Raw genomic sequence first — 25,021 nt, 5'->3', positions numbered from 1 at the left:
GTTCTCCTTAGCGTTCGGTCGGGCCGCGTTCGGTCGGGCCGCTGCCGGGCATGATTCTGACGGGGTCGCTGGGCACGGCCTGCTTGCGCTCGGCGAGCCGGCGCCCCTCGGCGGACTGCAGCGCGCAGTCCTGGTCGGATTCGGCGGTGAAGCGTACCGCCTCCTCCTCCCATACCTGGTCCAGCGCCTCGGCGGTGTAGTCGGGGGCCTCCTCCTGCGCCGTCTGGCGATGGGCGTCGACCTCGCCCTCGGCGCCGATCAGCGCCAGCAGCGCCAGCGGCACCAGGGCGTGGTCGGCGTCGCGCTCCTCCAGGCGCGCGGTCAGCAGCGCCAGGATGTGGCGGATCTCGCCCAGCCAGCGGCCGATCTCGGCCTCGTCGCGGGTGGAGAGGTACTCCAGAAACAGCGGCAGGTAGTCCGGCAGTTCGTGGGCATCCAGCTCGAAGCCCGCGGCGGTGTACTCGGCCATCAGGTCGACCATCGCCTGGCCGCGGTCGCGGGACTCGCCGTGGACGTGCTCGAAGAGCAGCAGCGAGGTATTGCGGCCGCGGTCGAACAGCGCCACGTACTCCGCCTGCAGGTCCATAAGGTCGGCTTCAAGCGTGCGCTGGCACCACTCCATCAGCGCGGCGCGGCACGCCGCCGGCAGGCGGCGCTCCGCGTCGAGGATCTCGATCATCTCGGGTACCGAGGCCTGCAGCTCGGTGGTGGGGTAATCGAGCAGTCGGGCCAGCACGCGCAGGCTCAGCATGTCTGCCACCGTTTGCATCTGTTGTGCGGCTTCAGCCATGACGGGCCTCCTCGGTTGTCTCGTCGCGCCGCGCCTCGCCCTTCGGATCGAAGGTCTCCACCGGCTTGACCAGGGTGGCGGTGGTCTTGCGCCCGCCGAACAGGCTCTGGCCGCTGTCGCCGTGGCAGCCGTCACCGAAGCTGAAGCCACAGCCGCCGCGCTCCGGAAACGCCTCGGTGGCCATCTCGCGGTGACTCGTCGGGATCACGAAGCGATCCTCGTAGTTGGCGATGGCGAGATACCGGTACATCTCCTCCACCTGCCCCTCGGTGAGATCGACGCCCTCCAGCACCTCGGTGTTGGCCTGGCCCTCCACGTGCTTGCCGCGCATGTAGAGGCGCATGGCCATCAGGCGCTTGAGCGCCAGCACCACGGGTTCCTCCTCGCCGGCGGTGAGCATGTTGGCCAGGTACTTCACCGGGATGCGCAGCGACTCGATCCTGGGCATCACGCCGTCGAACTCGACCTTGCCGGCCTCGGCGGCGGACTGGATCGGCGACAGCGGCGGCACGTACCAGACCATCGGCAGGGTGCGATACTCCGGGTGCAGCGGCAGCGCCAGGCCCCAGTCCATGGCCAGCTTGTAGACCGGCGAGGCCTGGGCTGCCTTGATCACGTTGTCGGGAATGCCGTCCTGCCTGGCCTGAGCGATCACCTCCGGGTCGTTGGGGTCCAGGAAGATCTCGCGCTGGCGATGGTAGAGATCGCGCTCGTCCGGTGAGCTCGCCACCTCCTCGATGCGATCGGCGTCGTAGAGCAGCACGCCGAGGTAGCGGATGCGGCCCACGCAGGTCTCGGAGCAGACGGTCGGCTGGCCGGCCTCGATGCGCGGGTAGCAGAAGATGCACTTCTCGGACTTGCCGGTCTTCCAGTTGTAGTAGATCTTCTTGTACGGGCAGCCGGAGATGCACATCCGCCAGCCGCGGCACTTGTCCTGGTCGATCAGGACGATGCCGTCCTCCTCGCGCTTGTAGATCGCCCCTGAGGGGCAGCTCGCCACGCAGGTGGGGTTGAGGCAGTGCTCGCACAGCCGCGGCAGGTACATCATGAAGGTGTTCTCGAACTGGCCGTAGATGTCGGCCTGCACCTTCTCGAAGTTCATGTCCTTGCGCCGCTTGGCGAACTCGGTGCCGAGGATCTCCTCCCAGTTCGGGCCCCACTCGATCTTGTTCATGCGCTGACCGGAGATCAGCGAGCGCGGCCGCGCGGTGGGCTGATGCTCGCCCTGCTTGGCGGTGTGCAGGTGCTCGTAGTCGAAGGTGAACGGCTCGTAGTAGTCATCGATCTCCGGCAGGTCGGGGTTGGCGAAGATGTTCGCCAGCACCCGCCACTTACCGCCGATACGCGGCTCGATCTTGCCATCCTTGCGGCGCATCCAGCCGCCCTTCCACTTGCTCTGGTTCTCCCACTCCTTGGGATAGCCGATGCCGGGCTTGGTCTCGACGTTGTTGAACCAGGCGTACTCGACGCCCTCGCGGCTGGTCCAGACGTTCTTGCAGGTCACCGAGCAGGTATGACAGCCGATGCACTTGTCGAGGTTGAGGACCATGCCTACCTGGGAACGAATCTTCATTTCACGGCCTCCTGCTCGTAGTCGTTGCCTTCGCCGTCCAGCCAGTCGATCTTCTTCATCTTGCGCACGATGACGAACTCGTCGCGGTTGGAGCCGACGGTGCCGTAGTAGTTGAAGCTGTAGGAGAGCTGCGCATAGCCGCCGATCATGTGGGTCGGCTTGGGGCAGACCCGGGTGACCGAGTTGTGGATGCCGCCGCGGGTGCCAGTCTGCTCGGAGCCGGGCATGTTCAGGATCCGCTCCTGGGCGTGGTACATCATCGCCATGCCGTTCTTGACCCGCTGGCTGACCACCGCCCGGGCCGCGATGGCGCCGTTGGCGTTGTAGAGCTCGATCCAGTCGTTGTCCTCGACGCCGATGGACTGGGCGTCGTCCTCGGAGAGCCAGACGATGGGGCCGCCCCGAGACAGGGTCTGCATCAGCAGGTTGTCCGAGTAGGTGGAGTGGATGCCCCACTTCTGGTGCGGGGTGATCCAGTTCAGCGCGATCTCCGGGTTGCCGTTGCCCTTGGGTTCGGCCACGCTCACCGCCGCCTTGGTGTCGATGGGCGGACGATAGACCAGCAGGCTTTCGCCGAAGGCGCGCATCCAGGGGTGATCCTGGTAGAACTGCTGGCGCCCGCTCACCGTGCGCCACGGAATCAGCTCATGCACGTTGGTGTAGCCGGCGTTGTAGGAGACATGCTCGTCCTCGAGGCCCGACCAGGTGGGGCTGGAGATGATCTTGCGCGGCTGGGCGACGATGTCGCGGAAGCGGATCTTCTCCTCCTCCTTGGGCTCGGCGAGGTGGGTGTGGTCGCGGCCGGTGATCTTGGAGAGCGCGTCCCAGGCCTTCACCGCCACCTGGCCGTTGGTCTCCGGGGCCAGGGTTAGGATCATCTCGGCGGCGTCGACGGCGCTGTCGAGGCGCGGGCGCCCCTTGTGCGGCCCCTCGGTCTTGCGGTGGTTGAGATCGCCCAGCAGCTTGACCTCCTTCTCGGTCTTCCAGGCGATGCCCTTGCCGCCGTTGCCGACCTCCTCGAGCAGCGGGCCCACGGAGGTGAAGCGCTCATAGGTCTCGGGGTAGTTGCGCTTGACCTCGATCAGCGCCGGCATGGTCTTGCCAGGGATCGGCTCGCACTCGCCCCTTTTCCAGTCCTTGACCTCGAGCTGGGCCAGCTCGGCCGGGGAGTCGTGCTGGTGCGGCAGGGTGACCAGGTCGGTCTCCTCACCCAGGTGCCCCTCGGTGGCCGCGGAGAAGGCCTTGGCGATGCCCTTGAAGATCTCCCAGTCGCTGCGCGACTCCCAGGCCGGGTCGGTAGCCGCGGTGAGCGGGTGGATGAAGGGATGCATGTCGGAGGTGTTGAGGTCGTCCTTCTCGTACCAGGTCGCCGTGGGCAGCACGACGTCCGAGTAGAGGCAGGTGGTGGACATGCGGAAGTCCAGGGTCACCAGCAGGTCGAGCTTGCCCTCGGGGGCCTCGTCGTGCCACTTGACCTCCTCGGGCTTGGTGCCGCCCTCCTCGCCCAGGTCCTTGCCCTGGATGCCGTGGCGGGTGCCCAGCAGATACTTGAGCATGTACTCGTGGCCCTTGCCGGAGCTGCCCAGCAGGTTGGAGCGCCACACGAACAGGTTGCGCGGGAAGTTCTGGGGGTTGTCCGGGTCCTCCGCGGCGAAGGCGAGCTTGCCCTCCTTGAGCTGCTGCACGGCGTAGTCCTTGGTCGACAGGCCGGCGGCCTCGGCGGCCTTGGCCAGGCGCAGCGGGTTGGTGCCGAGCTGCGGCGCGGAGGGCAGCCAGCCCATGCGCTCGGAGCGCACGTTGAAGTCGATCAGGCTGCCGGAGTAATCGGCCGGATTGGCCAGCGGCGACAGGATCTCCTTGATCTCGAGCTTCTCGTAGCGCCACTGGGAGGAGTGGTTGTAGAAGAAGGAGGTGGAGTTCATGTGCCGCGGCGGGCGGTGCCAGTCGAGGCCGAAGGCCAGCGGCGTCCAGCCGGTCTGCGGGCGCAGCTTCTCCTGGCCCACGTAGTGGGACCAGCCGCCGCCGCTCTGGCCGATGCAGCCGCACATGATCAGCATGTTGATCAGGCCGCGGTAGTTCATGTCCATGTGGTACCAGTGGTTCATGCCGGCACCGACGATGATCATGGAGCGCCCCTGGGTCTTGTTCGCGTTGTCGGCGAACTCCCGGGCGATGCGGGTGGCCTGCTCGGCGGGCACGCCGGTGATCTTCTCCTGCCAGGCCGGGGTGTAGGGCTTGACCTGGTCGTAGGCGGTGGCGCCGTCGTCCTCGCCCTCCTTGCCGAAACCGCGATCGATGCCGTAGTTGGCGCACATCAGGTCGAAGACGGTGGCGATCAGCGCCTCGCTGCCGTCGGACTTCTTCAGGCGCTTGACCGGCAGGCTGTGGAACAGCAGCTCGTCGCTGGCCCCGCCGCTCTTGACGTGGTCGAAGTGCTCGTGGGCAATGCCGCCGAAGTAGGGGAAGGCGACCCTGGCCACCTCGTCATGGTGCTCGGCCAGGGTCAGCAGCGGCTTGATCTCGGCGCCGGCGGCGTCCCGGGACTCGAGGTTCCACTTGCCGACCTCCTCGCCGGTCTCGCCCCAGCGGAAGCCGATGGAGCCGCGCGGGACGACGAGGCTGTCGGAGGTCTCATCCCAGGCCAGGGTCTTCCACTCGGGATTGTTGGCCTGGCCCAGGTTGTCGGCGATGTCGCTGGCACGCAGCTGGCGGCCCGGCGCGTAGCTGCCGTCCTCCCGCGCCTCCAGCTCGACCAGGCAGGGCATGTCGGAGTAGCGCCGCACGTAGTCGGTGAAGTAGGTGCTGGGGTTCTCGAGGTGGAACTCCTTGAGGATCACGTGACCCATGGCCATGGCCAGGGCGGCATCGGTGCCCTGCTTGGCGGAGAGCCACTCGTCGGTAAGCTTGGAGACCTCGGCGTAGTCCGGGGTCACCGAGACGGTCTTGGTGCCCTTGTAGCGCACCTCGGTGAAGAAGTGGGCGTCCGGGGTGCGGGTCTGGGGCACGTTGGAGCCCCAGGCGATGATGTAGCCGGAGTTGTACCAGTCGGCGGACTCGGGAACGTCGGTCTGCTCGCCCCAGGTCATCGGCGAGGCCGGCGGCAGGTCGCAGTACCAGTCGTAGAAGCTCATGCAGACGCCGCCGATCAGTGACAGGTAGCGGCTGCCCGCAGCGTAGCTGACCATCGACATGGCGGGGATCGGCGAGAAGCCGATGATGCGATCCGGGCCGTACTGCTTGGCGGTGTAGACGTTGGAGGCGCCGATCAGCTGGTTGACCTCGTTCCAGTCGGCACGCACGAAGCCGCCCATGCCCCGGGCGCGCTTGTACTGCTTGGCCTTGGCCGGGTCCTCGACGATGGAGGCCCAGGCGTCGACCGGGTCGCCCTTGTCGGCGAGCGCCTCGCGCCACAGCTTGAGCAGCGGCTTGCGGATCATCGGGTGCTTGAGGCGGTTGGCGCTGTAGAGATACCAGGAGTAGCTGGCGCCCCGCGGGCAGCCCCGCGGCTCGTGGTTGGGCAGGTCGGGCCGGGTGCGCGGGTAGTCGGTCTGCTGGGTCTCCCAGGTGACCAGGCCGTTCTTGACGTAGATCTTCCAGCTGCACGACCCGGTGCAGTTCACCCCGTGAGTGGAGCGCACGACCTTGTCGTGCTGCCAGCGCTTGCGGTAGCCGTCCTCCCACTCGCGAGACTCCTGTCGGAGTTCGCCATGCTCGTTCGCGAAGGGCTCGCGGGCCTTGCGGAAGAAGTTCAGCCGATCGATAAAGTGACTCATGGTCGCTCTCCAGGCTCCTCGAAAAGATGCGTGACCGCCCCGGGCCACCCCTCCTGCACCGCCGCCTAGTTCGCTCGCGGTCAGGGTCGTTGGGGCCGATTCTGGGTCATCGTCACGCCGATTACTGCCCGGTTACCTCCATATACATGGCCCCTACCCCCAAGGGGATAGGCGGCGCCGAGAGAGGGGTTAGACCGGCGGGGTCACCTCGGCCGAGCGCGGTGTCGCGCGTGGTCGGCGAGCATCGCCAGCAGGCAGGCGATCAGGGCGGCGTAGAGGAACATGAAGCCGGCGGTGGAGAGCCCCAGCCACTCGCTGCCCAGCACGAAGACCGGTGGCAGCAGGGCGGCGAAGAGCCCGCCCAGGGTCAGCGCAAGCCCGCCCACCAGCGCCATGTCGCCGCCGTGGTCGCGGTGGATCAGGCGCATCAGGCTGCCCTGCCCGAGCCCCATGGCCACGCCCATGGGCAGCAGCAGGGCAAGAAAGCCCCACAGCGGCGCCGCGTAATGCCAGGTCCGCGGGCCCAGGGTGCCCTCGATGCGCAGCTCGAAAGGCGGGTAGGAAAGCAGGAAGAGACAGACCAGCACGAAGGCGCAGATCCACCAGCGCAGGCTGCGCAGGTCGCGACGGTCGGCCAGCCAGCCGCCGAGCACCTGGCCCGCCCCGACGGCCAGGGTGAAGGGAATGGCGCGCAGGGCCGCCTCCTGCAGCGAGAGCGCGAAACGCGCCGCCAGGTGGCCGGGCAACCACAGCGCCAGGGCCAGGAAGGCGCCGAAGAGGAAGGCGTAGGGCAAGGCCAGGCGCCAGACCGCCCCGTCGGCGAGCCGCCGGGCGAGGACCAGGGCGCGCGCCCGCCGCGACGGCAGGGGTGGGCGTGGCGCATCGTCCTCCAGGGAGTCGCCCGCGGGCGGCGGGGCGCGGTCCTCGGCGAAGAGCCACAAGAGCCCGGCGACCAGCCCCACCGGCAGCAGGTAGAGCAGAGGTGCCGTGCGCCAGCCGTAGGCCTGGCTGACCAGCGGCAGCAGCAGGTAGCCGAGCCCCGCCCCGACCATGCCGGCGGCGTAGAGCCCCAGCGCCAGGCCGGCATGACGGGATGGCCCCAGCTCCGCCACGTAGACCAGTCCGGCGGCCAGCGCCCCGGCCCCCAGCCCCAGCCCCAGGCCAGCCAGCAGGAACTCCGCGTAGTGCTGGGCGTGGCCGATCCACCACAGGAAGGGGCAGATCAGCAGCAGACAGCCGAGCATGACGCGTCGACCGCCGTGGCGTCGGGCCAGCCCCGCCATCGGCAGGCTTGCCAGGGCGCCGGCGAGCATCGGCGTGGAGAGCAGCACAGCGAAGGCGACCCCGCCCAGGGCCAGGTCGCGACGCAGCTCCACGCCGAGCACGGCGAACAGCGTCCAGCAGGCGAAGACCAGGGCGAAGGCCAGCGGCGAGAGCGCGACCACTACCAGCGCGCGATAGCCCGGCGGCGCCTCGAGCGCGTCGCGCGGCGAGGCGCGGGTGGCGCGTGAGGATGCCGGGAGTTCGCAGGACATGGGCCGACGCTCGAAGAGAGTTACCCGGAAGTCTCGGGAGCCGAGGGGAGGACGTCAAAGGGGCAGTCGGGGTACGCCTTTGAGGGAGCGGCGCCTACCTACTAGGGTATAGTGGCGTCCTACATCCCTTCGTTCGCCAGGCTGGAGACCCCGATGAAGCTGCTGCAGCGCTCCCTGGTGGCCCGCATCAGCGCCTCGCTGCTGGCGATCAGCGCCATAGCGCTGATCAGCATCGTGGTGACCATGATGGTGGCCAACGGCAGCCGCGGTGACGCCGCCGCCATCAACGTGGCCGGCTCGCTACGCATGAACACCTACCAGATCGTCGCGGCCCTGCAGCGTTACGAGCGCGCGCCTGAGCCCGCACAGCGCGAGCGGGTCCAGGCGCTAAGCGAGCGCTTTCGCGAGCGGCTGGCGAGCTCCCGGCTGACCGAGGCGTTGCCCGAGGCCGAGGACCATCCGCTGCGCGAGCAGTACCGACAGCTGCAGACGCGCTGGGAAGAGGCGCTGGCGCCCCAGGTAACACGCGCCATCGCCGGCGGCGGGCTGGAGGTCGATGCCCTGCGCCAGGCCCTCGACGGCCTGGTGGGCAATATCGACCTGGTGGTCACTCAACTCGAGCAGAACAGCGAGGCCAAGATCCGCCTGCTCAGCGCCCTGCAGATCCTCTTCCTGGTGCTAACCGCGGTGGTGGTGGCGATCGCCCTCTACGACATCCGCCACAACCTGGTGGGCCCGCTGCACCAGCTGGTGGTGCTGGCCCGGGAGGCCGGGCGCCGCAACTTCGACTATCGCACCCGGCTCTCGGGCAGCGACGAGCTGGCGCTGCTTGGCAACACCCTGGACACCATGGCCGCGGAACTCGGCGCCAGCTACGCCGAGCTCGAGGCTCGGGTGTCGCGCAATAAGCAGGAGCTGGCGCGCAGCAACGAGGCCATGCAGATCCTCCACGACGGCAGCCGCGCGCTCTTCGGCGGCGGCAACGACCTCTGCGCCAGCGCTGCTCCCATGCTGCGCCGCCTCGAGACGCTGCTCGGTATCGGCCCCATCGGCCTCGCGCTGCACGATCCGTTCGACCAGCGCGAGGTGTCGATACTGGCCACTCACTCGCCCAGTCGGCCGACCTACTGCCGCAACCACGACTGCCATGCCTGCTTGATCGACCCCCAACCCCTGGAACTCTCCGAGCGCGATGGGTCAGAGCGGCTGTTGCTGCCGGTGAGCATCGGCGAGACCCTGCTGGGCACCCTGGAGGTCTGGTACCCCTCCGCACAGCCGCTTAGCGCCAGCACCCGCCGGCTGCTCTATACCCTCTCCGACCAGCTGGCCACGGCGGTCTACCTGCAGCGGCGCATCGAAGAGGAACAACAGGTGACGCTGATGAACGAGCGCACCATCATCGCCCGCGAGCTCCACGATTCCCTGGCTCAGTCGCTCTCCTACCTGAAGATGCAGGTGGCGCGACTGGAGCGCATGCAGGCCAAGGAGATGCCCCGGGAGACCCAGGCGCCGGTGTTCGACGAGCTGCGCACCGGGCTAGACAGCGCCTATCGCCAGCTGCGCGAGCTGCTCACCACCTTCCGGCTGCGCCTCGACGGCCCGGGGCTCTCGAGTGCCCTGCGCCAGACCACCGAAGAGTTCGGCGAGCGCCTGGGCTTCACAGTGGAGCTCTACGTCGATGTGCCGCCGCATCTGCTCAGCCCCAACGAGGAGATCCACGTGCTGCAGGTGGTGCGCGAGGCGCTGGCCAACGTGCACAAGCACGCCCGGGCCCACTGGGCGGCGGTCACGGTGCGCTTCGTCGAGGCCCGCCTCGAGGTGATGATCGAGGACGACGGCATCGGCCTAGAGACCCAGGACTCGCCGCCCATGCACTATGGCCTGGTGATCATGCGTGATCGGGCCGATACCCTCGGCGGCGACTTCCGGGTGCGCAACCGCGACGCCGGCGGCACTCTCGTGGCCATCGCTTTCACCCCGCAGACGTCGCGGCTGATCGCCCAGCAGCCCGCCGAGCAGCCCCTCACCCTTCAACCAGCGAACAGGGACCCCGCAGGATGACAAGGACCGCTCACGACCCCGCCATGATTCTGATCATCGACGATCACCCGCTGCTGCGCCGCGGGGTGACCCAGCTGCTCGAGCTGGAGGACGACCTGACGCTCGCCGGCGAGACCGGCAAACCGGAGGAAGGCGTCCGACTGGCCGGCGAGCTGGATCCGGACCTGGTGCTGCTGGACCTCAACATGCCGGAGATGGACGGCCTCGAGACCCTCAAGCGGCTGCGCCAGGAGGGGTTCGCCGGACGCATTGTGATGTTCACCGTCTCCGACCACGAGGAGGACGTGATCGCCGCCCTGCGCGCCGGCGCCGACGGCTACCTGCTCAAGGACATGGACCCGGACGACATGATCCGCCAGCTGCGCCAGGCGGCGCTGGGCCGCATGGTGATCAGCGAGCGCCTCACCGCCCTGCTCGCCGAGGCGCTGCGCAGCCAGCGCAGCCAGCCGGCCACCCCGGATATCCACAGCCTGACCCAGCGCGAGCGGGAGATCCTGCGCGAGCTGGCCGCGGGGCTCTCCAACAAACTGATCGCCCGCCAGCTCGACATCACCGAGGGCACGGTGAAGGTGCACGTCAAGCACCTGCTCAAGAAGCTCAACCTGCGCTCCCGGGTGGAGGCCGCGGTGTGGGCCGTGCAGGAGGGTGTGGACAAGTAGCGGGAGGGGCTCCGTGTGGATACCTCCAAATAGCCACCCCGCCCGCCGCCGGCCGTCGTCGGCGGGCGGGGTGGCGCTAAGCCCCTGATAAGACGGGACAGCATCGCGCCTACCTCCTACCCCTCAAGGAGTATCTCGCTGTTTTGACGGCCTTTTCGGGCCGTTTCCCCCCTCGCCTCCCGCGCGTATCTTGCGTGGCAAAGCCCCAGGCTTGATGTCGGTCAACCGCCATCGCACGAGGGGCACCACCGAGAGACCGCGAGGGGGAACCACCATGACCAGAGAGAGTGCCGACTCCACCCACTGGGAGGACAAGGGCCAGGCGCTGCCGACCGGCGGCCGGCGCAACGCCGACATCGAGCACTGGGACGTCGAGGACGAGGCGTTCTGGAAGACGCAGGGCAGGAAGATCGCCAGCCGCAACCTCTGGATCTCCATCCCGAGCCTGCTGCTGGGCTTCGCCGTTTGGCTGATGTGGGGGATGATCACCACCCAGATGCAGAACCTGGGCTTCCCCTTCTCGGTCGAACAGCTGTTCACCCTGACCGCCATCGCCGGCCTGGCCGGCGCCACCCTGCGCATCCCGGCGTCGTTCATGATCCGCATCGCCGGCGGGCGCAACACCATCTTCCTGACCACCGCGCTGCTGATGATTCCCGCCATGGGCACCGGCATCGCGCTGATGAACCCGGGCACGCCCTTCTGGGTCTTCCAGTCCCTGGCGCTGCTCTCCGGCATCGGCGGCGGCAACTTCGCCAACTCGATGAGCAACATCTCCAACTTCTTCCCCAAGAAGCAGCAGGGCTATGCGCTGGGCATGAACGCCGGGCTCGGCAACTTCGGCGTCACCACCATGCAGATCCTGATTCCGCTGGTGATGACCGTGGGCCTGTTCGGCGCGCTGGGCGGCGAGCCCATGGCGCTCGAGAAGGCCAGCGGCACCCTGATCGGACGCATCGAGGCGGGCACCGACACCTGGATCCAGAACGCCGGCTTCGTGTGGATGCTGCTGCTGGTGCCACTGGCCTTCGCCGGCTGGTTCGGCATGAACAACCTGCGCACCATCACCCCCAACCCGGGCACGCCGCTGCAGGCCTTCGGCAAGATCCTCGGCCTCTACGGCGTGGGCGTGGTGACCTCGGTGGTCGGCGTGGTGGCGCTGGGCTTTCTCAACATGTGGTTCGCCCTGCCGCTGACCATCGTGCTGACCGTGGTGCTGCTGCGGCTGATCCCCGGCGACATCAAGCCGGGCATCAAGAAGCAGTTCGCGATCTTCTCCAACAAGCACACCTGGTCGATGACGGTGCTCTATATCGCCACCTTCGGCTCCTTCATCGGCTTCTCGGCGGCGCTGCCGCTCTCCATCTCGGTGATCTTCGGCAACATGATGGAGGTGGCCGCCGACGGCACCGTGACTCGCGTCGCCAATCCCGACGCCCCCAGCGCCCTCACCTGGGCCTGGATGGGTCCCTTCGTCGGCGCGCTGATTCGCCCGGTGGGCGGCTGGATCTCCGACAAGCTGGGCGGCTCCATCGTCACCCAGGTGATCACCGCGATCATGGTGGTGGGCTCCGTGGGCGCCGGCTACGTCATGATGCTGGCCTACAACGCCACCGACCCCAACCAGTACTTCTGGATGTTCCTGGCGCTGTTCATCGTGCTGTTCGCCGCCAGCGGCATCGGCAACGGCTCCACCTTCCGCAGCATCGGCTTCATCTTCGATCCGCAGCAGAAGGGCCCCGCGCTGGGCTGGACCTCCGCCGTGGCCGCCTACGGCTCCTTCATCGCCCCGCGGGTGATGGGCGAACAGATCAAGGCCGGCACCCCGGAGCTCGCCATGTACGGCTTCGCGGTCTTCTACGCGCTGTGCCTGATCGTCAACTGGTGGTTCTACCTGCGCCCCGGGGCCTACGTGAAGAACCCCTGAGCGACTCCGAACTCACTCCTTTGACTCGACATCTCGGAGGGTCCCATGGCCTCTGAACGCTTCAAGCAGACCTCGGTGCTGGTGGCCAACACCTTCGCCTTCACCATGTGCTTCATGGTGTGGACGATGTTCGGAGAGATCGGCGTGCCGATCGCCGAGCAGCTCGATCTCAACGGCACCCAGTTCGGTATCCTCACCGCGGTTCCCATCCTCACGGGTGCCCTCTCGCGACTGCCGCTGGGCTCGCTGACCGACCGCTACGGCGGCCGCCCGGTGTTCTTCATCATCCTGCTGGTGATCGTGCCGGCCATCTGGCTGGTGCAGTTTGCCACCGAGTACTGGCAGCTGCTGGTACTGGGCGCCTTCGTCGGCCTCGCCGGCGGCTCCTTCTCGGTGGGCATCACCTACACCGCCAAGTGGTTCGACAAGGACCGCCAGGGTCTGGCCATGGGGATCTTCGGCGCCGGCAATGCCGGGGCCGCGGTGACCAAGTTCATCGCCCCCACGGTGATCGTGGTGCTGGGCTGGCAGTCGGTACCCAACATCTACGCAGGCATCATGCTGGTCACCGCGGTGCTGTTCTGGTGCTTCACCTACTCCAACCCGAGCCACCGCAGCGCCAGCCGCGTCTCGCTGCGTGAGCAACTCAAGGTGCTCAACGACCCCCGGGTGTGGAAGTACTGCCAGTACTACTCCGTGGTGTTCGGCGGCTACGTGGGCGTCTCGCTGTGGCTGACCCGCTACTACATGGGCGAATACGGCCTCGGCATCCAGGTCGCGGCGCTGATCGCCACCATCTTCGTGCTGCCCTCGGGGGTGATCCGCGCCTTCGGCGGCTGGCTCTCCGACCGCTTCGGTGCCCACACCGTTACCTGGGCCTGCATGTGGGCCAGCCTGATCGCGCTGTTCATCATGTCCTACCCCGAGACCCAGTACCGCGTGGCCGGCGCCGGCGGCGAAGGGGTGGTGGAGTTCGGCTTCGGCATCCCGGTGTGGCTGTTCACCAGTGCACTGTTCGTGGTGGGCATCTCCTGGGGCATCGGCAAGGCCTCGGTCTTCAAGTACCTCTCCAACGAGTACCACGAGAACCTCGGCCTGGTCTCCGGCATCGTCGGGCTGGCCGGCGGCGTGGGCGGCTTCCTGCTGCCGATCATGTTCGGCGCGCTGGTGGACATCACCGGCGTGGCCACCACCGTGTGGATGCTCTGCTTCGGCGTGACCCTGGTCTCGATCATCTGGATGTGGTGGACCGAGCGGCGCGTTCCCATGCTGACCCGTGACGAGACGCATCCGGGCAGGTCCCCCGAGGCCAAGTGGGTCGAGACTTGATCCTGGCCAAGGCGTGTCGCGTCGCCTTGTAGTAGCATACAAGATGCACCTTTAGACCGGCCGCCAGGGCCGGTCGCCCATCACGCGAGGACCCACCATGTCCGCCTCTCACCCGCTTCCCTCCCACGCCGCAGGCAAGCAGTCCCGCGGCCGCGGCGCCGCCATCGTCATCTACATGCTCTTCCTGGGCAGCGTGCTGGCCGTGGTCACCGCGCCCATCGGCGTGCTGATCGCCCACCTCAAGCGGCGCGACGCCGCGCTCTGGGTGCAGAGCCACCTGCAGTTCCAGATCCGCACCTTCTGGCTGGGCGTGCTCGGCGGGGCGCTCTTCGTCGCCGCCTGGCAGCTGCTGGGGCTGGTCGGCGCCCCCGCGGTGGCGCCCTGGGCGCTGGGCTACGTCTACTTCACCGCCTGCCTGATCTGGATGGTGGCGCGCTGCGGCGTGGGCATCGGCCGCCTGACCGCCAACGCCCCGATCCGCGACCCGAGAAGCCTGGCCTTCGGCGGCGCCCGGGTCACCCTGGCGGACGCATGAGCGAGCGCGCCCTGCCCCGCGAGCTGCCCAACCCGGGCTGGGGACCGCTCTCGGCGCTGCCCGGCAACCCGCTGATGTGGGTGCTGATACTCAGCGAGATGCTGGTGTTCAGCGCCTTCTTCGCGCTCTATGCGGCGGAGCGCGTCGGCGCGACAGCGTTGTTCGACGCCTCCCAGCGCGAGCTCGACCCGCTGATGGGCGGGCTCAACACTCTGGTGCTGCTGACCAGCGGGCTTTGCGTGGCCCTCGCCGTGGGGGCGGTGAGCGTTGACCGCATCCGCCGGGCTCGCCAGTGGCTGGGCGGGGGCATGGCGCTGGGGGTGCTGTTCGGCGTCGTCAAGGGGATCGAGTACGCCGACAAGTTCGCCATCGGCATCACCCCGGAGACCAACGCCTTCTTCGGCTTCTACTACGGCCTGACCGCCTTCCACTTCGCCCACGTGCTGTTCGGCCTGGCGCTGCTGGCGCTGGTGACCTGGCGCACCTCCACCGAGAACGTGGAGACCGCCGCGGCCTTCTGGCACATGGTCGACCTGATCTGGATCCTGCTCTATCCGCTGCTCTATTTATTGCGCTGAAGGCTCTCCATCACGCTGAAGGCTCCCTCCCGAGGTGACCATGACCCCGCTTCCCAGCACCCGCCGCCTGCTCGCCACCTGGGCCACGCTGATGGCCCTGACGCTGCTCTCGATGCTCTCGGCGTGCCTGGACCAGCACGACTGGCAGGCGCTGCCGCTGTGGTCGGCGGCGCTGGTAATCGCCGCCACCGGCTTCAAGGCGCAGCGGCTGCTGATGGTCTATCTCAACCTGCGCGCGGCCACGCCGGCTTGGCGGGGCACCTTCATGGGCCTGGTGCTGCTGACGCTGGCGCTGATCGGCGCCGGCGTCCAGGCGGCGCGGCTGAGCTGAGGCGATGCGCTCGGCCGCGCCGGGGCACTCGCGGTTTACCCCCGGGGCGGCGGCATGGCCCGGGCCCACCCCTCCAGGACACGGCCCAGGCGCAGCAGGCCGTAGACGACGACGGGCACCAACAGCATCAGCGCTATCCCCCAGTCGCGGGTGTTGATCAGCCAGGCCAGCGGCAGCACCACCGCCACGGCGGCCAGGCACCAGGCCGCCACGGCCAGGACGAATCGAGCGTGTGGTGCCATGGCGGGTCTCCTCAGGTGGCAATGATCTGGCGATAGATGCCCGGCAGCGCCAGGGAGAGGTGCTCGGGGCGTTGCACGATGGCATAGCCGCCGCGACCGAACAGGTGGGGAATGTAGCGGCCCGCCTCGCGGTCGATGGTCACACCGAACACTTTCACCTCCTGACGCCGCGCCTCGAGCACCGCCTTGCGGGTGTCCTCGATGCCGTAGCGCCCCTCGTAGTAGTCGTTATCGTTGGGCTTGCCATCAGTGAGCAGCAGTAGCAGCCGGTGACGGTTGGGGCGCTCGCTCAGTTGCTTGGAGAGATGACGAATGGCCGGCCCCATGCGGGTATAGCTACCCGGCTTGAGCGCCGAGATACGACGCGAGACCCGCTCCCCCATAGGCTCCTCGAAGTCCTTGAGGGTCTTCACCCACACCTTGTGGCGCCGCTGGGAGGTGAAGCTGTGGATGGCGTAGTCGTCGCCGCATCCGGCCAGGCCGTGGCCCAGCACCAGCAGCGCCTCCTTGGCCACGTCCAGCACCCGGCGATCCTCCAGCCAGGCCTCGGTGGAGAGCGAGACGTCGACCAGGATCGACACCGCCAGGTCCCGGGCCTGGGTGCGGCTGTCGACGTAGAGCCGGTCGCTGGACTCGCCGGTGGCCGCCAGGTCGCAGCGGGCGCGGATCACCGCGTCCATGTCGAGATCAAAGCCGTCGAGCTGGCCGCGCAGCAGCTCGCGCCGCGGGCGCAGGGCCTCGAACTCGCGGCGCACCCGGCGGATGCGCCGGCGGGTCAGCTCGTCCGGTGCCCACGCCTCGCCCTCCTCCTCCTGCACGCCGCTGAGCACCACGCAGTGGTCGGGCAGGTAGGCCTGCCTGCGATGGTTCCACTCGGGGTAGGTGTGGCGCCCCGCCAGCCGGCCGCCGCCGGCCGCGTCGGGGGCCAGGTCGAGGTCGAGCTTGAGCGTCGAGGCCGCCCGCTTGCGGTTGGGGGTGAGCACGATCTCGTCGATCTGGTCGGCGGCCTGGCGGGCCTCCTCCTCTTCCTCGTCGTCGACGTGGCGGTTGAGGTTCACCATCTCGGCCCAGGAGAGCATCTTCTCCATGTTGTTGAGCATCAGCGGATCGTCGCGGTCGGCCTGGTCCTGCTCTCGCCGGTCGGCCTTGCGCTTGCCGCCGTCGTCTTCCGGGGAGGCGCCGGCCGGCGCCTCGTCGTCGTCCGGCGACGCCTCGCGGGCCGCGTCGCGGGTGCCCAGGGTGATGGCCTGACCCCAGAGCGGCACCGGCAGCAGCGGGCGATAGCCGCGCGGGGCGCGGAAGTCCTCCAGGGGACGATCCGGCTCGCGGATGGCCCGCTGCATGGCCCGGGCCCAGGCCTCCTCGGGGTCGGGGTCGCCGAGCTCCGCGCGCAGGGCGGCCTCCAGGGCGGCCTCCCTGGGCGGCAGGCCCTTGCGTCTCGGACGGATCGCCAGCAGTTCGCCGCTCAGGCGCACGTAGCGCTCCGTCAGACCCGGGAAGCGCGACAGCGCCGCCCTGGCGGTGCGGCGCGCCTCGCGCAGGCGCGCGAGATCGGCCTGCAGCGGGTCCGCGGGCGGCGTCAGCGGCCGGGCCTCGGCCAGGAAGGCGGTGAGCCATAGGTAGAGGTCGCGGTTGAGGGCGGCCTCGGGAAACAGCGCCAGGCGCGGCGGCAGCAGCAGGTGCTCCTCGTCGCGGCGGGCCTGGTCGAGGTCCTCCTCGTCAAGGCCCAGGCGCTGGCGCAGGCTCAGCCGGTGCGCCGAGGCACGCCGGGCGATGGCGGCCACCTCGACCCCCGCCTCGCCGCCGCCGGCGCGGAAGAAGACGCCGAGCATGGGGCGCAGGCTCTCGAGGGTCACCGCCGCCTCGGGGTGGTCCGGGTAGCTCGCCGCGCCGGACGCCCAGCGGTGCCAGAAGCGGCCGACGGTCTCCTCGACCTCAAGAAAGTCCAGCATGATCAAGCTCCCGGGTATTGAAAGGGGCTAATTCGGGGACAAGCCTGCGAGGAGGCGCTGTGAATACCTCCCTGTACGCTACCGACGCCATCCATGGCGTAGGACCTCCTCTTCGGCTTGTCCCCGACGCCCCCTTTCTCCCTCTGTTCCATGTGATACCTGATTAACCGAAGGTGGCCTGGATGGCCTCCATCAGCCCCTCCTGGACGTCCGCGTCATCCGAGAGCGGCTCCACCAGGGTGGCGCGGGCGGCCTCCAGGATCGGCATGCCGGCGCCGATCAGGATCGCGCAGTAGACCAGCAGCCGGGTGGAGACGCCCTCCTCCAGGTCCTGGCCCTTCATGGCGCGCAGGCTCGCCGCCAGGTTGACCAGGGCCGCGCAGCGGTCGGGGGCGAGACCGCTCTCCCGGGCGACGATGTCGCGCTCCACCGCCGGCGGTGGGAAGTCGAAGGACATCGCCACGAAGCGCTGGCGGGTACTCGGCTTGAGCGACTTGAGGATGTGCTGATAACCCGGGTTGTAGGAGACCACCAGCATGAAGTCGTCCGGCGCCTCGAGCAGCTCGCCGGTGCGCTCCAGCGGCAGCAGGCGGCGGTCGTCGGTGAGCGGGTGCAGCACCACGGTGACGTCCTTGCGCGCCTCCACCACCTCGTCGAGGTAGCAGATGCCGCCCTCTCGCACCGCGCGGGTCAGCGGGCCGTCGACCCAGCGGGTCTCGCCGCCCTGCAGCAGGTAGCGCCCGGTCAGATCGGCGGCGGTCAGGTCGTCGTGGCAGGAGACGGTGTAGAGCGGCTTGCCGAGCCTGGCCGCCATGTGGTGGACGAAGCGCGTCTTGCCGCAACCGGTCGGCCCCTTGAGCAACACCGGCAGGCGCTGCCGAAAGGCCTGGTCGAACAGGGCGCACTCGTTGCTGACGCTCTGATAGTAGGGCATCGCCTGCTCGTCGGCGTGGATGGCCACGGGGGAAAGGGACATGGGGGTCACTCCCGTCGGGGTGAGTGAACGAGGGCCCCGAGCGGGACCCTCGGCGGATCAGGCGCGCTCGGGGCCTGCGGTCAGCTGGGTGCCGCCGGCCGGCACCTGCTCGCGGGCAGGGCCGAAGAAGGCGTAGATCAACATCACCGCGCCAATGGCCACGGCCACGCCGGCGCCCAGGCGCATCAGGTAGAAGAGGCCGAGCTGGTCCTGGACTTCCATGTAGTTCATGCCCAGCACGCGCTGCAGGTGGGTCTGGACGACCCCGGCGAAGGTCAGCGTGAAGGTCATGAAGCACATGGCGCCGGTCATGACCCAGAAGCCCCACATGTTCAGCACCTGGTTATAGGGCTGCACGCGGCGCAGCTGCGGCATGGCGAAGGTGATCACGCCCAGGATCAGCATCACGTAGGCGCCATAGAAGGCCAGGTGGCCGTGGGCGGCGGTGACCTGGGTGCCGTGGCTGTAGTAGTTGATCCAGTGCAGGGTGTGCATGAAGCCCCACACGCCGGCGCCGAAGAAGGCCACGGTCGGGCAGCCCAGGGCCCACAGCATGGCGGCCTTGTTGGGATGGTTGCGGCTGCCCTTCCAGAACATGGTGAAGGCGAACACCACCATGGCGAAGAAGGGGATCACCTCCAGAGTGGAGAAGATGCTGCCGATGGGCTGCCAGTAGCTCGGCGCGCCGATCCAGTAGTAGTGGTGGCCGGTTCCCAGCAGGCCCGAGAAGAGCGACAGGCCGACGATGACGTAGAGCCACTTCTCGATCACCTCGCGGTCGACGCCGGTCATCTTGATCAACAGGTAGCCCAGCAACGAGGCCATGATCAGCTCCCAGACGCCCTCGACCCAGAGGTGCACCACCCACCACCAGTAGAGCTTGTCCACGGCGAGGTTGGTCGGGTTATAGAAGGCGAACAGCCAGAACACCGCGGCCAGCCACAGGCCCAGCATCAGCACCAGGTTGATGGCGGTCTTGCGACCCTTGGCCAGCGTCATGCTGGTGTTGAACAAAAACATCAGAAACGAGATGGTGATCAGCACCTTGACCCAGAACGGCTGCTCGAGGAACTCGCGCCCCTCGTGGATCCCGAACTGGTAGCCGACCAGCGCGGCGGCACCGGCGAAGGCGAAGAGCGCCAGCTGGATATAGGCGATGGTCGGGCTGTGGATCTCCTGCTCGGCCTCTTCCGGCATCAGATAGTAGGTGCAGCCCATGAAGCCCAGCAGCAGCCAGACGATCAGCAGGTTGGTATGGCTGACGCGCATGATGTTGAAGGGCATCAGCTCGGCCATGAAGTTGGGCCAGGCGTAGACGGTGGCGGCCAGCAGCCCGAAGACCACCTGCAGCGCGAAGAGCGCCATGGCCACCATGAAGAAGGGCAGCGCCACCCTCTGGGTTTCGTATTTCATCGGTCTCGTTCTCCTCGATTGATCCGCGGTCCCCGGCTCAGCCGGCAGGGTGCGGCGGCCAGCCCTGGTCGTCGATGCCGTCGGTCCACTCCAGGAAGTCGATCAGCGCCTGCATCTCCTCCTCGCTGAAGTCGTAGGCGGGCATCTGGCGGCGCCCCTCGGCCCCCAGCGGCTGCGCGCGGATCCAGGCGGCGAGGCCCGCACGGGCCGCGTCGGGATTCTTGTGACCGCCGTAGCGCTCCCAGACGTTGCCCAGCTCCGGCGCGAAGTAGGCGCCCTCGCCCATGATGCTGTGGCAATTGATGCACATGTTCTTTTCCCACACTTCCTTGCCGTGCTTGACGGACTCGGTGAGCCCCTCGCTGTCGGTGGACGTGTTGACCATGTACCAGTGGCTGTGGGCCGTCAGCGCGGCGAACAGCAGAAAGAAGAACAGCGACCCGCCGTAGAAGATGTTGCGGGCCGCCGACTTGGTGAGACCGTCGGCCATGGACCATACCCCCTTGCTCGTGTGGCAGCGCCGCCGCCTCTCACGGCAAGCGGCCCTGTGCCTCTTTTAAGATGTATAAAAAATACATGTTAAGAGTAGCAGCAGGGCATGGTATGGAGCCTTGACGTCGATCAATTTTCGGGAAGAGGAGGGCGACGGCCGCGTAGCCGCCGCCTGGGAGGGGCTCAGTGGCCGAGGATCTGGCCGAGGAAGAGCCTGGTGCGCTCGGAGCGCGGATGATTGAAGAAGGTCTCGGGGGGCGCCTCTTCGATGATCTGGCCCTGATCCATGAAGATCACCCGGTCGGCCACGGTCTTGGCGAAGCCCATCTCGTGGGTCACGCAGAGCATGGTCATGCCGTCCTGGGCCAGCTCGACCATGACGTCGAGCACCTCCTTGATCATCTCCGGATCCAACGCCGAGGTCGGCTCATCGAAGAGCATCACCTCCGGCTGCATGCACAGCGCCCGGGCGATGGCCACCCGCTGCTGCTGGCCACCGGAGAGCTGGCCCGGGTACTTGCGGGCCTGGTCGGCGATCTGCACCCGCTCGAGGATCTCCAGTGCCGTGCGCTCGGCCTCCGCGCGGGGCTTCCTCTGCACCCAGGTCTGGGAGATGCAGCAGTTGTCCAGCACGCTCAGGTGGGGAAAGAGGTTGAAGTGCTGGAACACCATGCCGACGTTACGGCGGATCTGCTCGATGCGTTTCACGTCGCGGGTCATCGGCAGGCCGTTGACCACGATGCGCCCCTCCTGGTGCTCCTCGAGGTGGTTGATGCAGCGGATCAGCGTCGACTTGCCCGACCCCGAGGGGCCACAGATGACGATGCGTTCGCCCTGGGCGACCGTCAGGTTGATGTCGCGCAGCACGTGGAAGTCGCCGTACCACTTGTTGAGCCCGGTGATCTCGACCATGGGCGCGTCGGCCCGGGCAGCAGTTGCCTGATTCATGAGTGTGTCCCGTTGATGATGGTCAGTTCCGATGGCCGGTGTGCAGGCGCCGTTCGATGTACTGGCTATAGCGCGACATGCTGAAGCAGAACACCCAGAACACCAGGGCCGCGAAGACGTAGCCCTCAGTGGCGAAACCCAACCAGTTGCTGTCGGTGAGCCCCGCACGGATGATCGCCAGCAGATCGAAGAGCCCGATGATCAACACCAGCGAGGTGTCCTTGAACAGTGCGATGAAGGTGTTGACGATGCCGGGGATGACCAGCTTGAGCGCCTGGGGCAGCACGATCAGCGCCATGCGCTGCCAGTAGCCCATGCCCAGCGCCTTGGCGGCCTCCTCCTGGCCGCGGGGAATCGCCTGGAGACCGCCGCGCACCACCTCGGCCATGTAGGCGCTCCAGAAGAGCATGATGCCCACCAGCGCCCGCAGCAGCTTGTCGAACTCCACCTGGGCAGGCACGAACAGCGGCAGCATCACCGAGGCCATGAACAGCACGGTGATCAGCGGCACGCCGCGCCAGAACTCGATGAACACCACGCAGAAGCCTCGCACCAGCGGCATCTGCGAGCGCCGTCCCAGTGCCAGCACCACGCCGATGGGCAGCGAGCCGACGATCCCCACGACGGCGATGGTCAGGGTCAGCATCACCCCGCCCCAGTTGCGGGTCGGCACGGCCGGAAGGCCGAAGTTCCCCCCCGCCAGCAGCAGGAAGGCGAGCAGCGGGAAGCCCACCAGGGCGAACGCGCCCACCCAGCGCTTGGCGGGCAGGCTCGGGATGGCGAGCCAGGCGATCAGCGCCGCCAGCAGGGCGAAGACCAGGTTCACCCGCCAGCGTTCGGCCTCGGGATAGAAGCCGTAGACGATCGACTCGAAGCGTGCGCTGATGAAGACCCAGCAGGCCCCCTCGCCGCTGCACGCCTCCCGGGAGTCGCCGAGCCAGTCGGCCTGAAACACCGCCCACTGCAGCGCGGGCCAAAGCAGCATGGCCAGCAGGGTTACGGTGATCAGAGTCACCACTCCGTTGAGCAGGGTATTGAAGAGGTTGGCGTGCAGCCAACCGAGCAGGCCGCGGCGCAGGTCGGGGGGCCGACGCTCGGCGACCATCTCGGTCGCGGTCGTGGTCTGGACCATCTCAGCGCTCCTTGAGCAGCGTGCGCGCGTTATAGAGGTTCATCAGCGCGGACACCAGCAGGTTGATCAGCAGGTAGACGGCCATGGTCATGGCGACGATCTCGATCGCCTGGCCGGTCTGGTTCAGAGCCGTGCCGGAGAACACCGCCACCAGGTCCGGATAGCCGATCGCCGTGGCCAGCGAGGAGTTCTTGATCAGGTTGAGGTGCTGGCTGGTCAGCTGCGGCACGATCACCCGCATCGCCTGGGGAATCACCACCTTGCGCAGGATGACGCCGCCCGGCAGGCTCAGCGCCTTGGCCGCCTCTACCTGGCCCTGGGGCACCGACTGGATGCCAGAGCGCACGATTTCGGCAATGAAGGAAGCGGTGTAGATCGAGAGCGCCAGCCACAGCGCCATCAGCTCGGGCAGGATCGTCACGCCGCCCTGGAAGTTGAAACCGGCAAGCGACGGGATGGACCAGTCGAGCGGCATGCCCGTGGCGACGAAGACCAGCGCCGGCAGGCCGACGAGGATCAGCGCGCCGAGCTTGAAGACTGGCAGCGCCTGGCCGGTGCGAGCCTGGCGCCGCCGGGCGTAGCGCACCAGCAGGGCGGTGGCGATCACCGCGACCAGCAGTGCCCAGGGGGTGGCGGCGAAGCCGGGCAGCGGCTGGGGGTCGGGCAATACTACGCCGCGCACGTTGAGGAAGATCGCCTCGAACAGCGAATGGCTGTTGCGCGGGCTCGGCAGGGCCTGGAGTACGGCGAAGTACCAGAACAGGATCTGCACCAGCAGCGGGATGTTGCGGAAGATCTCGACGTAGGCGGTGGCCAGTCGGGCCAGCAGCCAGTTGGGCGACAGCCGGGCGATGCCTACGGCGAAGCCGATCAGGGTCGCTGCGACGATGCCCATGGCGGAGACCAGCAGGGTGTTGAGCAGCCCTACCACGAAGGTGCGGGCATAGGTGCTGTCGCCGGAGTAGGCGACCAGGGTCTGGGGGATGGAGAAGCCGGCACGGTCCTGGAGGAAGCCGAAGCCGGTGGTGATGCCCCGGGCCTCGAGGTTGGCCAGGGTGTTCGACACCACCATGGCGATGAAGCCCCCCAGCGCCAGCAGCAGGATGCCCTGCACCAGCAGGGCGCGGAAGGTGGGGTCACGCCACAGCGGCCCCCGCTCCCGTGAAGAAGAACGCAGCATATCGAGCCTCGTGGACGTCAACGACACGGCATCACGCATGTCGCCATGCGTGATGCCCGTTCAGGGAACGTTCGGTGTCCGGGAGATCAGCGGACCGGCGGGGCGTAGAGGATGCCGCCCTCGTCCCACAGCGCGTTCACGCCGCGGCTGATCTGCATGGGCGAGTCCGTGCCCACGGTGCCGGCGAACACTTCTCCGTAGTTGCCGACGTGGGTGATCAGCCGGTAGGCCCAGTCGTTCTCGAGCCCCATCTGCTCGCCGTAGTCGCCGTCCACGCCCAGCAGGCGCGCCACCTGGGGGTTAGGCGGATCGGCCTTCATCTCATCGACGTTGTCGCTGTTCACGCCGAGTTCCTCGGCGTTGACCATGGCAAAGATCGACCACTTGACGATATCCAGCCACTGGTCGTCGCCCTGACGAACCACGGGGCCGAGCGGCTCCTTGGAGATCAGCGTTTCGAGAATCTCGACGCTGTCGGGCTCGGGCAGCTGCAGACGCAGGGCGCTGAGCTGGGAGGTATCGGAGGTCAGGATGTCGCAGCGGCCGCTAGCGAAGCCCTGAGCGGTCTGGTCGGGGGTGTCGAAGGTGACGGTCTGGATATCGATGCCGCGGGAGGGGAAGTAATCGGCCAGGTTGAGCTCGTGGGTGGTGCCGGACTGGATGCAGATCGAGGCGCCGTCGAACTGCTCGGGCCCCTCGATGCCCAGATCCTTGGCCACCATGAAGCCCTGGCCGTCGTAGAAGGTGGTGGCGGTGAAGTTCAGCCCCAGCGAGTTGTCGCGGGTCGCGGTCCAGGTGGTGTTGCGCGAGAGGACATCGATCTCGCCGGACTGCAGGGCGGTGAATCGCTCCTTGGCGGTCAGCGGCGTGAAGGAGACCGCCTCGGGGTCGTCGAAGATCGCGGCGGCGATGCCGCGGCAGGTCTCCACGTCCAGCCCCTGCCAGGTGCCGTTCTCGTCCGGCGAGGAGAAACCGGAGAGGCCCACGTTGACGCCGCAGCGAAGCTCGCCGCGCTCCTTCACCTCGTCCAGAGTGGCCGCCGAGGCGGAGGAGACCATGCCGACGCAGAGGGCCGCAGTAGAGAGGGAGAGCAGTGTCTTGTTGTTGTACCGCATGAAATGACTCCGGGGTCTGATAAATCGATTGCTGCTGATGCAACAGCCTCGAACCTAGCAGACCCCGGAACGGCGTGACCAACTCGCGTTTAAACGCTTGTCCAAGCGGCCACCATGGCCGCGATACCTCAGGCTTCGGTGATGTCTTCGATCCAGGTCAGGGCCGCGACGCCCCCAGGCAGGCCCAGGGTGGGGATAGCCAGCATGGCCACCTGCTTCAGGGCCTCGGCGGACTCGCCTTCTTCCAGGCCGCGGCGCACGTGGGAGTGTACCGCCCCCTCGGAGCGCGCGCCCACGGCCAACGCCAGCTTGATCAGGCGGCGAGTGCGCGCGTCCAGCGGGCCGGACTCGGCACAGGCCCGGCCGAGTTCGGCGTAAGCCGACCACACCTCGGGATACTGCTCGGCCACCTGACCGGCACCGGCGGGGAGTTCCTGTTTCGACATGAGATCATCCTTCTGCAGACGAGTGGCGGGGGCA

21 protein-coding genes are annotated in these 25,021 nt (G+C 67.8%); 7 read left to right on the top strand and 14 right to left on the bottom strand.

Annotated features, from left to right (window positions below):
- Positions 1-7 precede the first annotated feature (7 nt).
- The 4 genes from narJ to FIU83_RS00940 all read right to left on the bottom strand — a co-directional run bounded on the left by narJ (position 8) and on the right by FIU83_RS00940 (position 7,671).
- On the bottom strand, positions 8-790 hold the full coding sequence (narJ, locus tag FIU83_RS00955; protein ID WP_152482336.1) for a nitrate reductase molybdenum cofactor assembly chaperone: 783 nt from the start codon (positions 788-790) through the stop codon (positions 8-10).
- Positions 783-2,363, bottom strand: coding sequence for a nitrate reductase subunit beta (narH, locus tag FIU83_RS00950; protein WP_152482335.1), 1,581 nt, complete (start codon positions 2,361-2,363; stop codon positions 783-785). Before narH ends, narJ begins: the two co-directional genes overlap by 8 nt.
- On the bottom strand, positions 2,360-6,136 hold the full coding sequence (locus FIU83_RS00945; protein ID WP_152482334.1) for a nitrate reductase subunit alpha: 3,777 nt from the start codon (positions 6,134-6,136) through the stop codon (positions 2,360-2,362). Before FIU83_RS00945 ends, narH begins: the two co-directional genes overlap by 4 nt.
- Positions 6,137-6,339: 203 nt before the next feature.
- Positions 6,340-7,671, bottom strand: coding sequence for an MFS transporter (locus tag FIU83_RS00940; protein WP_152482333.1), 1,332 nt, complete (start codon positions 7,669-7,671; stop codon positions 6,340-6,342).
- Between the two features lie 153 nt (positions 7,672-7,824).
- Between FIU83_RS00940 and FIU83_RS00935 the strand changes: the two genes are divergently transcribed.
- The 7 genes from FIU83_RS00935 to FIU83_RS00905 all read left to right on the top strand — a co-directional run bounded on the left by FIU83_RS00935 (position 7,825) and on the right by FIU83_RS00905 (position 15,091).
- Entirely contained in the window at positions 7,825-9,732 is a 1,908-nt protein-coding gene (locus FIU83_RS00935) for a type IV pili methyl-accepting chemotaxis transducer N-terminal domain-containing protein (RefSeq protein ID WP_152482332.1), read from the top strand.
- Positions 9,729-10,391 (top strand): two-component system response regulator NarL, encoded by a 663-nt coding sequence (narL, locus tag FIU83_RS00930; RefSeq protein ID WP_152482331.1) that lies wholly within the window; start codon positions 9,729-9,731, stop codon positions 10,389-10,391. The genes FIU83_RS00935 and narL overlap by 4 nt, the downstream gene beginning before the upstream one ends.
- Positions 10,392-10,665: 274 nt before the next feature.
- On the top strand, positions 10,666-12,318 hold the full coding sequence (locus FIU83_RS00925; protein ID WP_152482330.1) for an MFS transporter: 1,653 nt from the start codon (positions 10,666-10,668) through the stop codon (positions 12,316-12,318).
- A 45-nt stretch (positions 12,319-12,363) separates the two neighbouring features.
- Positions 12,364-13,647 (top strand): nitrate/nitrite transporter, encoded by a 1,284-nt coding sequence (locus FIU83_RS00920; RefSeq protein ID WP_152482329.1) that lies wholly within the window; start codon positions 12,364-12,366, stop codon positions 13,645-13,647.
- Between the two features lie 97 nt (positions 13,648-13,744).
- A complete protein-coding gene (locus tag FIU83_RS00915; protein ID WP_152482328.1) occupies positions 13,745-14,182 on the top strand; it encodes a hypothetical protein in 438 nt (145 codons plus the stop codon).
- Positions 14,179-14,760 carry a cytochrome c oxidase subunit 3 family protein gene (locus FIU83_RS00910; protein WP_152482327.1) on the top strand — a complete coding sequence of 194 codons (582 nt, stop codon included), beginning with the start codon at positions 14,179-14,181 and terminating at the stop codon, positions 14,758-14,760. Before FIU83_RS00915 ends, FIU83_RS00910 begins: the two co-directional genes overlap by 4 nt.
- Before the next feature lie 40 nt (positions 14,761-14,800).
- The gene (locus FIU83_RS00905; protein ID WP_152482326.1) at positions 14,801-15,091 is read left to right on the top strand and encodes a hypothetical protein; all 291 of its coding nucleotides are present in this window, start codon (positions 14,801-14,803) and stop codon (positions 15,089-15,091) included.
- Between the two features lie 35 nt (positions 15,092-15,126).
- Here the strand turns inward: FIU83_RS00905 and FIU83_RS00900 are convergent, their stop codons facing one another.
- From FIU83_RS00900 to FIU83_RS00855, 10 genes are all read right to left on the bottom strand, one after another.
- A complete protein-coding gene (locus FIU83_RS00900) occupies positions 15,127-15,333 on the bottom strand; it encodes a hypothetical protein (protein ID WP_152482325.1) in 207 nt (68 codons plus the stop codon).
- Between the two features lie 11 nt (positions 15,334-15,344).
- Positions 15,345-17,285, bottom strand: coding sequence for a nitric oxide reductase activation protein NorD (locus tag FIU83_RS00895; RefSeq protein ID WP_152482324.1), 1,941 nt, complete (start codon positions 17,283-17,285; stop codon positions 15,345-15,347).
- 163 nt (positions 17,286-17,448) lie between these two features.
- Positions 17,449-18,261: a CbbQ/NirQ/NorQ/GpvN family protein gene (locus FIU83_RS00890; protein ID WP_152482323.1), complete on the bottom strand. Its 813-nt coding sequence runs from the start codon at positions 18,259-18,261 to the stop codon at positions 17,449-17,451.
- Positions 18,262-18,318: 57 nt separating this feature from the next.
- Positions 18,319-19,674 carry a cbb3-type cytochrome c oxidase subunit I gene (locus FIU83_RS00885; protein WP_152482322.1) on the bottom strand — a complete coding sequence of 452 codons (1,356 nt, stop codon included), beginning with the start codon at positions 19,672-19,674 and terminating at the stop codon, positions 18,319-18,321.
- A 37-nt stretch (positions 19,675-19,711) separates the two neighbouring features.
- Positions 19,712-20,164 (bottom strand): c-type cytochrome, encoded by a 453-nt coding sequence (locus tag FIU83_RS00880; protein WP_152482321.1) that lies wholly within the window; start codon positions 20,162-20,164, stop codon positions 19,712-19,714.
- Positions 20,165-20,349: 185 nt separating this feature from the next.
- Complete coding sequence (locus FIU83_RS00875) at positions 20,350-21,114, bottom strand: amino acid ABC transporter ATP-binding protein (RefSeq protein WP_172975997.1); 765 nt, start codon at positions 21,112-21,114, stop codon at positions 20,350-20,352.
- Positions 21,115-21,136: 22 nt separating this feature from the next.
- Complete coding sequence (locus FIU83_RS00870; protein ID WP_152485198.1) at positions 21,137-22,219, bottom strand: amino acid ABC transporter permease; 1,083 nt, start codon at positions 22,217-22,219, stop codon at positions 21,137-21,139.
- 28 nt (positions 22,220-22,247) lie between these two features.
- Positions 22,248-23,426, bottom strand: a complete 1,179-nt coding sequence (locus FIU83_RS00865; RefSeq protein WP_152482320.1) for an amino acid ABC transporter permease — start codon at positions 23,424-23,426, stop codon at positions 22,248-22,250.
- 86 nt (positions 23,427-23,512) lie between these two features.
- Positions 23,513-24,541, bottom strand: coding sequence for an amino acid ABC transporter substrate-binding protein (locus FIU83_RS00860; RefSeq protein WP_152482319.1), 1,029 nt, complete (start codon positions 24,539-24,541; stop codon positions 23,513-23,515).
- 128 nt (positions 24,542-24,669) lie between these two features.
- Complete coding sequence (locus FIU83_RS00855; RefSeq protein ID WP_152482318.1) at positions 24,670-24,987, bottom strand: carboxymuconolactone decarboxylase family protein; 318 nt, start codon at positions 24,985-24,987, stop codon at positions 24,670-24,672.
- Positions 24,988-25,021 lie beyond the last annotated feature (34 nt).

The organism is Halomonas sp. THAF5a (genome assembly GCF_009363755.1).
Classification (GTDB): domain Bacteria; phylum Pseudomonadota; class Gammaproteobacteria; order Pseudomonadales; family Halomonadaceae; genus Halomonas.
This window is presented reverse-complemented; position numbering and strand designations above follow the sequence as displayed.